A 16,823-nucleotide genomic window follows, 5' to 3' on the forward strand; every position below is an offset into this window, starting at 1 on the left:
GCTGCATTCGGCCTCTACGTCCAACCACACAGTCTGCGCTCCCAGCGCGACCTGAACACGGTGCTTCACCCTCAGCCCTCCGTGCCGATATCGGCATCCTCGTCTTCGCCGCCCGGGCGCCCGTCCTTGCCGAGGGAGACGATTTCGTAGTCCTGGCCATTGCTGGGAATTCGGTACAGGTAGGCATTTCCCCACGGATCCAGCGGCACCGCCTTCTGCAGGTAGGGACCATTCCAGCGGCTGTCACCTTCGGGCTTCTGGGTCAGGACGGACAGGCCCTCCTCCACCCGCGGGAAGCGGCCCACATCCATGCGGAACGCATCCGTTGCCTTGCGCAGTGCGTCGATCTGGTTGGCGGCGGCAGTGCGTTCGGACTTGCCGATCTGCTGGAAATAGCGCGGAGCCACGAGTGCGACCAGAAGGCCGATGATGACCACCACCACAAGAAGTTCCATGAGGGTGAAGCCAGTGGTGCGGCGACGGGGAGAGTGAATGAGATTCATCAGAGGGCCTTCAACTTCAAGGATAGCTTCGGCGCTTCATCGCCGAAATCAGTAGGGGACATCAGCACGAACTCGCCGACGCTGGTGGACGATTCTCCCTGGCCGATGGAGCCATAGATGAGCGTGCCCAGGACCACGGTGTACCCAGGTGCTGAATCGATCGTTGCAGTAACCGAGTTGACCCGGGGACCGCTGTTGTTGATCACGAGCCTGTAGCGGTACGTCCAGCGACGCAGCAGGCTGGAATAGCTCTTCGAGACCCGTTTGTAGCTGACGCTCAGTCCATCGATGGACGTATGGATGCCGTTGTCGACGGTGATGCCGTTGAGCGGATGGGCGGCAACACCCATGTACTGGGGATCGCTGCTGATCGCGTTGCCGATGCTGACCACGAACGGCTGGTCGCCATCGCGCACGTTGTCGACCTCGGCGCGGATGGAAGCGATCTGCGGCACCCACCAGTTGCTGCGGTTGAAGGTCATCTGCTTTGGACTGACCGTAGCTTCGGTGATATCGCTGGATGCGAGTGGCACCTGTACGTCGGCGTTCGGTGCACTGCCGAGGGTGACCGTGAACATCGCCACACCCAACGTCTCGTTGATGCGGATGGTGCCCGGGGCCGAGACCTTGATGACACCGGCCTGTGGACTATGGGGGACGACCACCACACCAGGTGCGTACGCACGGCTGCTGCCCCGTTCGTCATAGATCACGCCATAGATGTAGTAGGTGCCCGCAGCCAGCCCGGCCGTGGTCCACACATGGCTGCCGGTATGGGTGCCCGCATCCTGGCGCAAGCCTTCCACGATGCGCGTACCGGCAAAGCCGCTGCCTGTGCGGTCGTAGTACAGGGCGATGCGCGGGTCGATGTTCGGGTCGGTACCGGTCCAGGTGATGGTCACGCTGCCACCACTTGCATCGGTCAATGTGCCCGGGCTGGTCACGGCGATTGTCGGTGCCGTGTAGCTGCTGGTGCTGACGAACACGGTTGCGACCGGGGACCACTCGCTGGCTGCCCCGCGACCATCCTGTGCGCGCACACGCCAGTAATGCGTCGTTGCGTCGCGCAGCGGCGATGTCGGTTTCCAACTGGTCATCCCGCTCGTGCCAGAGGCAACCCGTGCACCGAGCGCGGCGTCGGTGTAGACCTCGAACGCATACAGCACCGGATCGCCTTCCGGATCTTCCACCGGATTGGCGGTGAATGTCGGGTACAGCGTCGTCACCCAGGCACGGTCGCCAGGGTTGGCAATGGTCGGCGCCGGCGGAGCCTCGTTGCGGGCATCCAGTACGAAGTCACCCAACACCCACCCGGTCTGGCTGTGCCCGTCACTGGCCTTGACGCGCCAATAGTAATGCTGGTTTTCGACCAGGCCCGTCACCTGCCAACCGGTGCTCCCGCTGCTGTCCGCCGCGATGGCCGGCGATGTCTGTCGCGAGGAGGAATCGAAGGTATTGACCACATCGATCTCGAAGACGTAGCTGATCGGGTCACCGTCAGCGTCGATGCTGTTGCGCACCTTCAGCAGGGCCGCGCCTTCCGTAGAGACCCGGGCGCCCGGCAGCGGGCTGGCAATGACTGGATCAGTCGGCGTGGCGTTGCCGGTCATCACCCGGAATGCGCGTGCCGGGGTCTGTGTCCGTGCGCCATGGCTGTCCACCGCGGTTGCCCGCCACCAGTAACGCGCATGGTTCGTCAACGGCACGGTCACCGTCCAGGATGTCGTGCCCTGCCCGCCCGGCGCAAGGTCGGCAATGCGCTCATGCACGTTGGACAACGTGGCGTCACTGAACACCTCGAACATGTAGGTGATCGCGTCACCGTCCACATCGGCTGCGTTGGTCGCGGCCAGTGTCGGCGTCAGCGTGGCCACATCGGCATTTGCCTCCGGCGTGGTCAGGTTGAATGCCTCCGGGGCGTCATTGAACAGATTCACGAAGAACGCGCCGTTAGCCCACTCGCTGAACAGATCGGCCGAGGCCGCACGTACACGCCACCAGTAGTTCGTGTTGTCGTCAAGGTCAACTTCCAGCTGCCACTGGACGGGCACTGTACGATCCACCGGCCGGGCCACGCGGCCCTCTGACAGGCGCACGGTCATTGCCGCGTCGGCATACAGCTCAAACACCATGGCAGTGGTCGGGTCATTGGTTGCCTCCGAGCCCTTCACCTGCAGCGATGGACGCAACGACGCCACCTGGGCCCCCGGCAACGGCGAGTCAATCGTGGGAATGGCCGGGCCGGCTGGCGGCGCCTTGCTTTCCACCCGGATGGCGGCCGAGCGCGCGCCTTGCATCGCGCCGTCGCTGACCACGTACTGGATGGCATAGGTGCCGGACTGCCCCGTATCGGGCGTCCAGTCAAACACCGCCGTACCGTCGCCCTGATCCTTGAACAAGGCGCCAACCGGCAGCGGCGAAGCGGCCAGCGTCACCTTGCGCCCCATCGGGCTGGATCCCTCCACCAGGAATGACAGCGTTTCACCTTCCTTGACCACCCGGTCCGGAACGAACTGGAGCACTGGCGCACGTGGAACGGCATCATGCGGCTTGAAGCCGACCTGGTAGTTGCCCGGCGAGTTCACGTCGAACAGATTGAACCAGTACTCCCACTGCTTGGTATCGGCATTGCGGGTTCGCGAAAGCCAGACGTTCTCAGCCGCGATGGCCTTGGCATCACCACGCTGGACAGGTCCCAGCGCCATCTGCCCACGGTACGGATCCGGCAGGCGGACATACAGGAAGCCCTGGCTCGCGGCCATGCTGAGTTTATAGCCACCGCTGGCGGCAACCAGTGTCGCCTCGCGCGAGCGATCAGTCACGTCGGCATCGACGTTGTCGGACTCATATACGGTGTACCGGGTGCCATCCTGCGCCAGGAAGTCACGCACCATGTCGCGGCCCGGCAGGTCAACGCGGACGTCGCGGACCAACAGGTGCGCATTGGTAGCTTCAAGCAGTGAGGTCAGTGCCCCGCCCAACTCGTCGGAATGGGTAAAGCGCGCGTCGAATTCGACGAATGTACCGGCGAGATTGCTCTCCATGACCCATCGGCCCATCTTGGCGCTTTTTGCGGCGATGTCGCCGAAATCAATCAGCAGCGAGTTGTTGACCGGAGCATCCTGGACGTAGCTTCCGAGCAACACGAAATTGATGGCCAGCCCCTGTTGGTTGTCGATGATCTTCGGCTGTGCGGAATCAACCTTCAGCTTCTTGGCATCGGCCATGCCAGAGTTGCGCACGCGCACGCCCAGCGTATAAGGCTCAGGGGCTTCGACTTCCTGGGTAAACGGGTCGTCGCCGACCACGTCACGGGTCAAGAAGTAGTCCAAGGTCAGCGCAGGCATTGGCTTGACCAGGATGGAATCGGGGCTGAGCACCATCTCCTGGGTCTCGTTGCCGTAGCGGTAACGCAGCGTGGCACCGACCAGATACCGCTTGCCCGCCGGTGTATTGCCTGCCGAGCCCGGCGCGGGAATCAGCAGCCAGTTCAGCACGGCGGTCGAGTTGCCCTTGACCTGGCCATCCGCCGCCGTGTCGTTGTGTGTCTGACGGATGAAGAACCTGGCAGTGAGGTCATTGGGATCGGTGGTGACGGTGACGGGAGCGCCGGTCTCGTCGGTCACCCGCACGTCCACCTCCACCTGGGTCAGTGGAACCGTGGGCAGTGAGTTGGTGATGCGCATCTCCGCATCGAACGCCTGGCGCTCGAGGGTCAGCTCCTGCTTGATCTCGATCTTCACCCGCGCGCAGACGGATTCCTGTGCGTGGGACAACGTGGTGAGGCTGGACAGTAGAACTGCTGACACAGCGATCCATGCGATTGACTTGATGTTCCAGTTCTTCATTCCATTTCCCCACATCGTCCTTGGCAAGTTTGCTGCTCGCGAGGTCTGTGCAACCAGCCGCCCCTTGGATCTCGCGAAGCACGACCCTCACATTCATCGGGCCACAAGCCCACTTAGAAACGTTCTACTTCTCTTCAACCCCGCCACCGTGTATCCCGCTAAGCGCTTCCAGCTCACGCACGAGCCGTAGTTCGGTCGTTGTGTCGACTGGAACGTCTGCCAAAGCTATGTCGTAGCATTTCTTGATCGTTATCCGCAGGTGACGGAGGTGCTTGCTACGCACGAACTCGTCGATCCTTCCATCCGCTACAACGGTATCTCCGAGCAAAGAAACCACCTGAAGATCCTTGGATGCCTTAAACAGATCAAGCGAAGTGATTGTTCCGATGTTGTTGAGCGCGATGTACTTCAATTGGCCGCTTACAGCGTTCGTGCTGACGTCTAGCGATCGGCAAGAGGTCGCCCTGACATACTGAAGAGAGGTCGACTGTAGTGCGGACGAGATCGTCCTTATCTGCTTGAGATCGATGAGTTGCAATACCTTCAGTTCAAGCAGCTGCTCGGCGGGGGGGAGCTCGTCAATGGCGGACTTGACCAGCGTGATTGCTTCAATGGATCCACCTGCAGCGCACGCCTGCATAGTGGCCGAATCAACGAATCCCCCGATACGACGCAGCAAAGAAGAACGTCCGGTGATGTTGAATCGCCCCGGTCTGGTACGCAAAGATAATCCCTGCAGCGCCAAATTGGAGAGGTCAATCGTGCCCTTCAGGCCGCCTTCGAGCGCAAGAGTCTCTAGTCCCTCTAACTCTTGGACGACAGAAGCGTCAATGGTACGCGAGTGCTCAACAGTCAGGTGTGCGACGACATCGCCGATCAGTGGCAAAAGCTCAAGCCCCGTGCCATCCCAGCCCGATCGCTCCAACAGCTCCAAGTGCAACCGCGAATGCCCGTCCAGCCCGGCAACAACGTCACGGCTCAGCGCTCCCTTAACGGATATTTTTTGAATGGATGCTGGCTGCTCGATATGTCTTGTCATGCTCAAGGCCTTAGGGTTTGGGAATGCCGTGCAGCGTCCAGTCCCTTTCGGCGATTGGATTGGCGAGATTGGATGATGACGTGCTCCCGTCATTCAGGGAGGGCTTCCAAATTCCGCCCCGCGCATTGATTTGCTTCTGCTCCTGAATGCGTCGATCAAGGTCGCTGCTGCCTGGCATCGGATTGAGCCCCGCAATATCGCAGCGACCCTTTCGCTTCCATTTGCCGGTCCGATCGCCGAGCTTCCCCGCCTTGCCTGAGTAGTAACGCCCGGGATGATCATTATCCGGAAACTCATAGGTACCCGGCTCAGACATCACCCCGTTGTGCACCAGCAGGCCATCTTCGCCTACAAAGAAGGTATGCGAGTGGCTGACCTCCAGATTGTAGACTGGAACAACCTGGCTGCGGATATCCACCGAAACGATGGCTACGCTTCTCATCGTGCCGTCGTGATCACGCACATCCAGCCGCGACCCGGCCTGAAGAAGCTGCGCAGCGCGCCATCCCTCTCGGGTATGGACAGGATGCCCGCCGGTTGCTTCAACTGTGTTGCCGCTCTCAAGCGTGAGGCGCACGATGTTCTGCTCTCGATGCGAGAGGATCACGTCAGTCACGATTTCGACGCGAGCCTTTCCCTCCCATTCCGCAAAGGCAATTACCTCGTCACCGGGTCGAAGGTCCTCGATTCTCCGGTTGCCCCGGGGCGTGGCCACGACGGTGTCTGCAGTAAAGCTGTTTACCGCGGAAACACCTTCCGCAACACCCATCGCGGTGCCCAGCCACTTGCCCAGGCGACCACATGGATTGGGAATGGGAAGCATGTCCCACAGGCAATCGACCATGCAGTCCTTGATCGTATCGCCTACATCTATATTGCAAGGATCGAGCAATGCTTGCCCGGCAAGATCAATGACCGAGCATGCCGCAACGCATCTCAGATAGTTCCATGCGAGGCAACCCAGCAGCGGAATGATCTCGCCAGTTGGGTCAACCATGTTGGTCGGAGAGTGACGAGCATATGCATAGAAATTATTGTTGGACGTGAATCCGAGTGGGTCTTCGCTGATGTACCTGCCGGTCTGGCTCTCGTAGTAGCGCTGCAGGTTGTAGTGGAGTCCAGTCTCAACGTCCAGGTACTGGCCCGGGAGGCGCCATGGCTGGACTATTGAAGCATCGCTAGCGACTTTTGCTGTGCCGAAGTCGGAATAGTCCTCGGCGGACCAGACGATCGCGCCCGCCTTGTTGGTGACCCTCCACGGGGTACCCAAATGATCATTGTGGTAGTAGAAGTAGCTACCGTCCGCATGCTGGAAGAGCGGGTACGTCGAGTAGTCATGCTCCGGATGCCAGCCATAGGCCCGCATCACACGGCCGCTGGCGTCGGCTTCTGCCAGCAGCCCTTCCTCACCATGGAGGTAAAGTGTCTTGCCAACCTGCGCGCCGTTACGGCCGATCAGAACCTGCTTGGAAAGCCGGTATCCGAACGGATCGTAAGTGTACTGGGCCACAACCGATTCAGCGCCGTCGCGCACCCGAATGAGTCTGTTGAAGCCATCATACTCATAGGAAGTTGTTCGGGCTGGTTCTGCGAGAGCGCTATCCTTCCTCTGCCGAACATTGCCGGCTGCGTCATAGACGTAACTTACAGTGCCCCGCTCAAGGAGTCGATTGGCCGAGTCGAACTTGGAAACACCACTGATCGCACTTTGCTCGATGCGGTTCCCGCCGGAATCCAAGACATAGGTTTGACTATCGCCAGCCGCATAATCGGCTGTTGACTTGATCAGTCGCATCGCGTCGTCGTACGCGAACCTGGTGGTCTTCCCTTCAGCCACCCTGGCGCTGAGTTCGCGCAGTTTCCCGAATCTGTTCTCGAGCTCGAACAACACGTTTTGACCAGGCCCGCGAACCTTGAGTGCGGTCAACTGCTGGTGACCATCGCGCTCAAAATCTTGCGTACTGCCACCGGGCAAAACGACTTTGGTTGGCGCTGTCCATTGCCAGCCGGTGACACTGATGCTTCCTTCGTCAGGTATTTCTACCCGACTAAGCTCCCCATTGCGGTCATAGCTGTAAGTGAGGGTAACCCCATCCGGACCCTTGTAAGTCCTTACTTTATTATTGGCGTAGTACGTGTACTCCCGCGCGAGCGGCGTTCCATCAATGGAAAGTCGCTCAGCTGTCAATCGATCAGCGTCATCATAAGTCAGGCTCGCGCTTGCGCCGTCACTGGTCCAACCGATGAGATTGTTGGCGGCATCCCATGTGAAGGTGTGGGTTGTCTGCGTGGCGCCATCGGCGCCGCGTGCTTCGCTCCGGATGAGACGTCCCGCATCGTCATACGCATGAACGACCTTGACACCATGATGGTGAAGGAGCTCTTTGGGGTTTCCTGCGGCGTCGTAGAAGTAGCGCGTCGTGTGCCCGAGTGGATTTGTCTCACTAGTCATGAGTCCACGGCGGTCATAGGTCATCTTTGTTTCGTTACCGCGGCCGTCTATCACGCTGACCAGGTTGTTCAAATTGTCATAGCCGAGCCTTGTGGCAACCCCCAGCTCATCGACAACTGCGGTAGTCCGACCCAGCGAGTCGTACTCGAAGGTCTGTGTTTTTCCCGCAGGATTGGTAAGAGCACGCAGCTTGCCACGTGCGTCATGCTTGGCCCCCAGGACAAGCGTATCCTGACTAAGGAGCTCGGTCTGTTGGACAGTTCGGTTCCGATTATCGTAGCGGAACTGGCGCTGGAAGGTCGGATAGGTAATTCTGGATGCGCGCGAGGCACCTCTATCAACGCCGTCGATATCTGAGTAGTCGAAGAGCGTATCGAAGCTCTCTCCATCGGTCACTTTCACCAATCGGTGTGAGTTGTCGTAAGCAAGTCTCGAGCGATTTCCAGCCGCATCTGTACGACTGCTCAACCTGCCGGAGGCGTCAAACAGGTCGGTGAATGCTGCGCCATAGGGATCAATGAGTACGCTGTCGCGTCCCATCGCGTCGAGCTCGTAGCGGATTTTCTTGCCGCGACCGTCCGTAGTGGAAATGAGGGCATCCGACGCGTCGTACTCAGACCGAATGGTGTTCTGATTGGGGTCCGTTTCGGTCAGCATGTTGCCGTGCGCATCATAGCTGTAGGTCCAGTCGCGACCAAGCGGATCCGTGGCTTTCAGAATTCTCCCTTGGGCATCATACGTGTAGTGCCAGCGATTACCTTCGCCATCCACTGATTCGATGACGTTGTGATTGGCGTCGTGCACGAGTTGCACTTCGACGGCATTCTCATCGTCTTTGTGTGCCTTGCGCAGCATCGAGTAGACGAGTCCGCGATCGTTGCGCCGGTACTCGGTCACCTGTTGCTCCGGCGTCCCCGCGGCAGCTATCCGCTCGACGATGTTTCCCTTCGCATCTCGAATGAAACGCCAGCTTGCACCGGACTCGTCATTGAACTCCTTCAAATCTATCGAGGCTGACTCGTAGCTGTAGTTGATCGAGCTGCCGTCTGCATACGTGATTCTCGTGACTTCATCGAATGCATCTCGCTGTACCGATGTGCTATTGCCGCGTTCATCGGTGTAGGTGAGGTTCCGGATGCTCCCACTTGAGGTCAACAGGACCTTCCCGTTCACCTCGTGGTACACCAGCCGCCCTTCAGCGTCGTACCGGCGTGTCTCCAATTTCCGGCCGGCCTCGGTCTGAGGCCACCTCACCGTAAGGCTGAACTCCTTCTTCGACTTGTCATACCCATAGTCGAATTCGGTGGCTCCACCGTCTGCAGCGGTCATCTTGGACACACGTCGCGTCGCGCCATACTCGACGCTCAGTGCACGGCCAGACGCATCTGTCACCTTACTGATGCCCTTGAAGATGTAGCCCGGGTACTCGATGAACGGGGAGTCCGGCTCCGGTACGGTATTGGCGTAGTCGTAGCGCGTCGTGCCGCCACGCGCGTCAATGACCCGGTTCATGAAGCCATCGCCGTCGTAGAAGTACTGTACGCGTCGGATCTTGCCGTCGATCTGTGTGTGGTCGCGGGCTTCGGTGACGAAACGCCCGTTGTCTTTGTACAACAGGGTATAGACGGTGCGGCCGTTATCATCCAGCACGCGCTCTACCTGGCCCTGGCTTCCATACTGGAACCACACGCGCACGTCATTGCGATCGCCATAGCTGGTGATGCGGCCGAACTGGTCATACTCGATCCATTCCCCGGTGCGGTCCTTCCAGTGGTAACCATCTACCTCGCGCGTAGTGACGCCGCCCTTGCCCGGACGCCCCGCCGCCGGGTGCGCATCCGGACCCGTGCTGGGCGGCAGCATCTGGACCGTCTGCTGCGCCAGTGAGAAGCGCGGGTACTTGGGACTGGTGAATTGGTTGGTGCCGGTGGTGCGCTCGAACATCACGCCCTTGCGAGCGGCACGATGGACCAACGCCAGGTCAATCGGCTTCTGGTCGATTCCGGTACGCCCAAAGTACAGGTCTCCTGGAATGGTGGCTCGACGCATCCAATCGTTCCCGAGGGGATTGCTTGGCGTGGTCGATGCGCCGGCCGTGGTGTCACAGCTGCGAACGCCGTCAATGGTGGTGCAGTTGGTCTGCGTCTTCAGATTGACGTAGGTGGACTGATAGCGATCTGGATGGCCCAGCCCAGCCCATTGGCGATTGAAGCCCCAGTCATTGCCATCGTAGTCACGGTTGATCCGCACATAGCCACCAGGAACTTTCACCTCCATGTCGTCCACAGTTACGCTGAACTTGCCATTTGTGCCGGCCAGGCCCATGGATCCGGTGCTGTTGAGGGAGTGGCTGACCTGCGCCCCCGCGGGTGCCGACAAGAGCATCGCCAGAAGCAATACCAAGCAGACAGCCCACATGTTTCGCCAGCTTGCGGCAATTCGGTCCTTAAGCATCGTCGTCCTGTTCTCCATCACTTGCCGCCTTCCTTGCCGCCGCCGGAGGCTTTGTCGCCGCCCTGACCGCAGTCACCTGTTCCATTTGCACACATCGGCATGCCCGGCATTCCCGAGTAGCCGGGACCACCGCTGCCGCCGCCTCCTCCACCGCCCCAACCACCGCTCCCACCGACCGGAGACGTACCGACCGGGCAGGAAACCGTGACCGAGCGGAACCACTGCGCACCGGAGCCACAGTTTTCGCTGATCACTCCGTTGGCGCACTCGTAGCTACAGCCGACGCGATATGTGTTGGTGTACACACGGCAGCCGCCCCCCCCCGACAAGGCAGTCGCTGCGGCACTTGCTACCGGCGAACTCATCCCGCCGGTCGCTGCAAGCCGGCCGAGGATTCCCTCCCCCATCCCGTCACCGGTCCCCGTCCCCTCCGAGCCGGATCCGGAACGCGCGCCACGCTGTGCCGGGTCACCTGCCACATCGTCACCATCCAGCGAGCGCAGCGCGATGATCCGATAGGGCAGGCGCACGCGCTGCTTGGCTTCGAGGCTGGCAGGCGGGGACGCAAGGAATTCGTACTTGAAGTAGTCGTCATCGCTCGGCAGCGTCGCGTTGACATTGTCAGCACGTACCAAGCCGTAGTTGGTCAGGACCAGCTCTCCTTGGAACACCGCGCCAGCGGCCATCTTCGGCAAGTTGATGCTGGTCGGCTGGATCATCACCACCGGCGCGGGAACGTCGGTCTCGAAGGTCGCGTTGAGGGTGATCTCGTAGCGGTCCTCGATGGTGATTTCACGCACGTCCCATTCCACCGTGATCAGGGTGTACTCCAGGAACACGGAGTGGTTCACCGTCAGGCCTGGTTTGATTACGACCCGCCCACCAGACTCCTGGTGGTTCGGCGCGCTCGCCCGGTAGCGGTAGCTGCCCGCCGGAAGATCCGCCAGGAACGCCTCGCCGAACGCATCGGTGGTGGCCTCGAAGTTCTGACTGATCACAGCTTCGTTCTGCAGGGTGATGCGTGCGCCAGCCAGGCCCGGGATCAGATTTCCGGCCTTGTCGCGGGTTGCGGTGTAGATATCGGCGGCCTTGAACAGCACGCTGCCCTGGCCGGACTGGGTGACAGATACGAAGACGTTTATGTCCTCTGCGGGGAGGTTGCTGCCCTGCACCCGCAGGCGGAATTCATGGATGCCCTCTCCCACTGCTGCGGTGGGCGCAATGTTGATGTCCAGGTTCCGCTTCTCGCCGATGCCCAGCGTGCCGATGACCGGGCTCGAGGCAAGCGAAATCCAGCCCGGGGCCGGTGCACCATCCGGAGTCACCAGCGCGGCAGTCAACTCATTCATTGCCACGAACCCGCGGTTCTCCAGCGCCACCGTCTCAATGGCATTGCTGCCCTGCGACAGCCCGGCCTCCACATAGTTGGGCTGTGAGAACAGCGCCGGCGTGGCTTCGCTCAACGTGTAGTCCACCGGAATGATCGCAAGCGGCCTGGTCGCGCCATCCGCCAGGACAGCGAGGAACAGCCGGCCACTGGGTGCGGCGTTGCTGTCACCGGACACGCTCGCGCTCAGAGTGAGGTTCTGCCTCGGTCCGATCTGGAGCGCAGCCCCCGGCTCGACCTTGATGCCCGGTGCCAGCGCTGCGTCGGACTGGTACTGCGCGGCGTACACGATGCGCAGGTTGTCGGCACGGGCGCCGACACCGGTCGTTGCGCGGAAGTCGATCCGGTAAGCGTAGTTGCGCGGCACGCTCAGCTTGAAGCTGGACGGGCTGACATTCACACGGTTGATGGTGAACTGTGCCTGCTGGGGGCGGTCGGTCATGTCCGGGTGGATCGCCGCGATGTTGTACAAACCCGAATCGGTGATCGTCGGTGTGAACTCATAGCGGAAGGCGCCGGACATGTCGCTGGTGACATCGGCCAGGCGCTCGAAGCCTTCCTGGTTGATGGCGATGCGCAGCGGTGCATTGCCGACCGGAGCGCCGCTGTCGCGGTCCAGAGCCTTGCCGAGCACGACCAGAGCATCCTGGCCAAACGACAGCACCGGACTGACGCTGCTGATACTGCCTGTATAAGGCGTGTTGCTCAGGGTGATGGCCCTCTCGCTGCCCGTGCCGGCGATTCTCAGCGCATCCGCCTCACCGCTGTTGTAGCGCAGCGCATCCACCTCCAGCCGCAGTTTCAACTGGTCAGGCGCAACGGCCGGTACCGGCATAAGGAAGCTGTCGGACACATAACGCTGCCCCGGTGCGATACGCGCCACGGTCTCGCCATTCGCCAGTGTGATCACCCCGGCGCCCGTGGCCTGCTGGTAAGGGACGCCGGCCAGCAGGTTGCCGTCCTTGTCCACCAGTTTCAGGCGCAGCTCGGTGGACGGCTGTTGCCCATTGCTGCGCGCGGTGAGTAGTTCAACCTGCACATCGGAGGTGTTTTCCACCGTCAGCCGCACCTTGCCACTGGCACCGCGAACGAAATTCTCCGACTCCAGGCCGACAACCAATGCACTGTCCACTGCGTTCACTTGCCGCATGGTGGACACGCGGGTGTGCTCGCCTTCGGCGGGGATGTTCTCCACGGCCACGACCAATTCAGCGGTGCCGGGAATGTCTGCATGGCCGCCCACCACGACCGGCACCACCTGCGTGCCATTGCTTGGCAGGGTGAATCGCTCGGAATTGAAACGCCGACTGCCGATGCTCAGCACCACCTGGCCGGACGCAAGCGGCGCGCCGCTGAGGTTGGAGACCTGGACCGACACGCGGTTCATCACGTTCCGCTTGAGCGGCAGACCACTGACGATCTGGGTGCTGACGCTGGGCAGCCGCAGGCTGCGCGGCTGGCGCTCACCATTCTCGTCAACCGCTTCCACCGTGTAGACGCGGTTGCCGCCGGTGAACCCGGTATCCGTCCACTGCAGGACCTTGACCGGGCTGGTGGTCAAGCGCACGCGTGCATCGCCCTCGCCGACATAGACCTCATACCCGGTAACCGCACTGCTGGCCGCCGTCCAGCTCAGCAGTGGCAGCTCAGCGGCATGCTGCTCCACCTTCAGCGTACGCACGGGAAGCAGCTTGAAGTTCAGGTAGGCAGAATTGGAGATCGCTGACTCATTGCCCGCGGCATCCACCGCGGTGACCACATAGGCGTGCTCGGAGGGCGATGGCGCGGCATCCACCACCTGTGCCTGTCGGATGCCCTCGCGGAGCGGGGTCAAACCGGCCACACTGGTGATCGTCGCCGCAGAGGAGCGGTAAAGGCGATAGCTCGACGGTGCAGGGCCTACAGGCGGCTGCCATGCGGCCAGCACACCCTGGCTGGTCAGGCTCAGCCGCAGGTTCTGAGGTGCGCCGGGCGCGTTGCGTGCGCTGTCAACTTCGGCTACGGCAGATTCGCCACTCATCGACTCCACGCCGTTGTGCCTGCGCAGGGTGGCAACGCTGTAACGGTATCGGCCGTCCGTCGGGGTGCTGTCCACGAAACTCGGGGTGTCGGTGCGTGCCAGAGCAGTCCGCGTACTTTCACCCGGTGCCTGGCGCAGGATCTGGTACTGCGACGCGCCGTCCACGGCCTGCCATTCCAGGCTGACCTTGCCGCCAGCCGCTGCCACCGCCCGCAGGCCGAGCGGTACATCCAGCGCAGGAAGATCGCCTTGGTACACCTGGAAGCGGTTACCTGCTTCGATGCGGCCCCCACGGTTGCCCAGCGCATCTTCGGCGATCACGTCGAAGGACAGGACTTCCGCGCCCGCTGTGCCGGCGTCCGCGGGCAATTCCACGCTGGCCGACCAGCGCAGATCGGTGATGCGAGACAAGGCCATGCTGACTGGCGCCCGACCGCTGCCAGACAGCCGATACTGCGCGACCGGCTGTTGGCCAGAGGCCACAGGTTCGCTGAAACTGAACTCCGCTTCGACGGTCCGCGAAGCCGCGACGTCGATGGGCGCACCCGGCTTCAGGATGATGGCGGATACCGCAGGCGCCAGCGTATCGATCTCGATGGTCCCACCTGCATCCACCACATCGCCGCGGTTGCCAGACTTGTCCCGGGCCGAGAACAGTACGGTGGCAGTGCCGCTGCCGGCGCTCGCGACCAGTTGCAGCGTGCCGGTCCACGTCAGCTCATCCACCATGACCAGATCCACCGGTACCGGCATGCCGCCATCCGGAACGATGCTCAGGTAGGGCGCGCCCTGCAGCGGTTCATTCATCGTTACACGCAGGCCGATCGCGCCCTGGCCGAACACCTTGCGTGCCGTGTCGTATGCGCCATGCGGGGTGTAATCGATGCGTACGACGTGCGGTGCGGTGCGGTCCAGCGTCGCCGATGCGGCAGCGCTTGGCAGGCTGCGCGTGCCCGCAGCGTTCAACGCTACGACGCGATAGAAGTAGCGGCCGTCCTGCTCCGGCTGGTCTTCATGCTGGCTCGCATTGGCCGCCAGGCGGGCAATGCGGGTGGCGTCGGTGACGGTGCTGAAATCGGCCGACGCGCGGTGCAGCTCCTGCGCCACTGCATTGGGATCGCTGGAGGGAGTCCAGCTGATGCGGATACGCCCGGTTACCGCGGTGGCGGTCGGCGCGCCAGGTGTGCCCGGGACGCTGCTGTCGAGCTGGATCACCCACTCTGCAGACGCTGCGCTGCTGCCGTTGGCATTGCTGGCGGTCGCGCGCACCCGGTTGGCCCCGGGTACCAGGGTCATCGGGAGCTCAAAGCGCCCACTGGCATCTACCTGCACGGGGGCCAGCGCGTCTCCGTTGAGCGTTGCATTGATGGTACTGCCCGCCAATGCGCTGCCCTGGAGCAGCAGTGCTGCAACGCGAACGGTCGTGTTGTTCGCGGGCTGGGTGAACTGGGGGGCAGCAGGCGCTGCATGCGCGACGACAATCGGGTACTCAGTGAGTTTCGTGTTGCCCAGCGAATCCACGCCGCGCAATCCGAGCACGTGCTCACCGTTGGTCACGCCCTCCAGGGCAAGGCGGACGGTATAGCGGCCGTTGACGAGCGCGGCATTGCCCAAGGAGCGCCCGTCCAACAGCAGCTCGACATAAGCAACGGCGCTACGATCGCTGGCGGTGAAAGTGATGGTGCTGTTGCCGGTGAAGACCGTCCCGGCTTCCAGTTGCCCACCATCGACACGGATATCGCCCAGTTCCGGGCCCTCCGCATCCGGTCCTGAGGCGAATCCAACGGTGACGTCGGCCGTAGCCACGGACGTGCGTCCGGCTGCGTCGGTGGCGACGACGCGCACCGCGTGGCGGCCATCGCCCACAGATGCCGGATCCCAGGAGACCCGGTACGGGGCACTCGTCACTGCGCCCACGCTGCGGTCGTCGATGAAGAACTCGACCTTGCTGATTCCTGAGGCATCGGTAGCGGAGGCTTCGAGCTGGATCACGCTGGACAGCAGCGCTCCCGGCATTGGCGTATCCAGGCGCAGGACGGGTGCGGCACTGTCGACCCGCACACCGCCGGCCAAGGTGGCCGTTGCCAGTGCACCAGTCTCGCTGCGGAACTCGACGGAAAGCTGCTTCAATCCGTCGCCCGCAGACAGGCTGTGTTCGACCAAAGCACTCCCCGCAGGCAGTGCGGTAAAGCCGCTGCCGACGGGCTCGTCATTCTCGATCAAGCGGTAGCCGATGGCATTGATGGCGCCGAGGCGCAGCGCGATGACGCGCTCTTCCAGCAGCGTTTTGGGTGCCGCCAACCGCACTTGAGGACCGAGCAGGGGCTGGGCACGCAGAAAGTCCCCATGGTTGACCCGGTCGCTTACCCGTCCGCCCTGCCCCTGTGGATTGGTCTGCGGGTGCAGCGGTCCGGTCGCGTGGCCCCACCAGTTACCGATGGCGCGCAGTAGTGCCGAGGGATCGTTGTTCTGCACGGCAAACGATTCGCTGCCGACCAGCTGCGAGCCGGATACGGTTGCCGTGCTGCCAGCCTCGGCGAGGATCCCGATCCGATTGCCAGCCAGGCTTGAGGCCGTCAACGTGGCACCGCCGCCGTCGGCCAGATGCAGTCCGATTCCGCTGTTGGCCACCTGCAGGCCGTTGAAGATCAACCCACTGCTACGGACCAGCAGGCCCTCGCCGTCGTCAGCGCCGGCGTTGCGGATGGACAGGCCGGTCAGCGTGTACGTGCCGTAGCTACGTGCCGTCTTCTCGATCCGGACACCTGCCCAGTCGCCCTGCGCTGCGGTAGCAGGGGCCTTGCCGAGTGGTCCGCCGATGCCGTCATCGGCCACGCTGGTGAAGGTCGCCTCCCGCTCGATGATGAGCCGGTCGCGCACCACCAGTCCTGCGCCCTGCCCCATCTTGACCACCACACCGTCTTCTATGCGCAGGTCAGCCGGCTGTGCCGTGCCGCCCAGTGCAGTGGAGAGCACCGCAGCTACCGCAAGAGACCCCCACATCCGGCGCGCATGTCGATGACGCGCCGGGGCGGCTTTCCTTTCCGCCAGCGGTGCTGCTTCCCTGCGAAGGCTCATGTGCTTTCCTGCCATGTCGTCCTGTCCGTGCATCGTCATCGC

The 16,823-nt window shown here is 62.2% G+C and carries 5 protein-coding genes; all 5 read right to left on the reverse strand.

Going from position 1 to position 16,823, the window contains the following annotated elements:
- Window positions 1–71: 71 nt before the first annotated feature.
- Window positions 72–503, reverse strand: a complete 432-nt coding sequence (gene gspG / locus AB9O74_RS02920; RefSeq protein ID WP_369348351.1) for a type II secretion system major pseudopilin GspG — start codon at window positions 501–503, stop codon at window positions 72–74.
- A complete protein-coding gene (locus AB9O74_RS02925) occupies window positions 503–4,351 on the reverse strand; it encodes a hypothetical protein (protein WP_369348352.1) in 3,849 nt (1,282 codons plus the stop codon). Before AB9O74_RS02925 ends, gspG begins: the two co-directional genes overlap by 1 nt.
- A 124-nt stretch (window positions 4,352–4,475) precedes the next feature.
- The gene (locus AB9O74_RS02930; RefSeq protein WP_369348353.1) at window positions 4,476–5,390 is read right to left on the reverse strand and encodes a hypothetical protein; all 915 of its coding nucleotides are present in this window, start codon (window positions 5,388–5,390) and stop codon (window positions 4,476–4,478) included.
- 10 nt (window positions 5,391–5,400) lie between these two features.
- Window positions 5,401–10,314, reverse strand: coding sequence for an RHS repeat-associated core domain-containing protein (locus AB9O74_RS02935; RefSeq protein WP_369348354.1), 4,914 nt, complete (start codon window positions 10,312–10,314; stop codon window positions 5,401–5,403).
- The gene (locus AB9O74_RS02940; protein ID WP_369348355.1) at window positions 10,314–16,814 is read right to left on the reverse strand and encodes an Ig-like domain-containing protein; all 6,501 of its coding nucleotides are present in this window, start codon (window positions 16,812–16,814) and stop codon (window positions 10,314–10,316) included. The genes AB9O74_RS02935 and AB9O74_RS02940 overlap by 1 nt, the downstream gene beginning before the upstream one ends.
- Window positions 16,815–16,823: the final 9 nt, after the last annotated feature.

It is taken from the genome of Stenotrophomonas sp. JAG2 (assembly GCF_041080745.1).
Classification (GTDB): domain Bacteria; phylum Pseudomonadota; class Gammaproteobacteria; order Xanthomonadales; family Xanthomonadaceae; genus Stenotrophomonas; species Stenotrophomonas maltophilia_AA.

What these genes read in the sequence shown, in the direction of transcription:
- AB9O74_RS02935 (WP_369348354.1), bottom strand. Translation starts at nt 10,314, where the DNA reads ATGGAGAACAGGACGACGATGCTTAAGGACCGAATTGCCGCAAGCTGG.
- gspG (WP_369348351.1), bottom strand. Translation starts at nt 503, where the DNA reads ATGAATCTCATTCACTCTCCCCGTCGCCGCACCACTGGCTTCACCCTC.
- AB9O74_RS02925 (WP_369348352.1), bottom strand. Translation starts at nt 4,351, where the DNA reads ATGAAGAACTGGAACATCAAGTCAATCGCATGGATCGCTGTGTCAGCA.
- AB9O74_RS02930 (WP_369348353.1), bottom strand. Translation starts at nt 5,390, where the DNA reads ATGACAAGACATATCGAGCAGCCAGCATCCATTCAAAAAATATCCGTT.
- AB9O74_RS02940 (WP_369348355.1), bottom strand. Translation starts at nt 16,814, where the DNA reads ATGCACGGACAGGACGACATGGCAGGAAAGCACATGAGCCTTCGCAGG.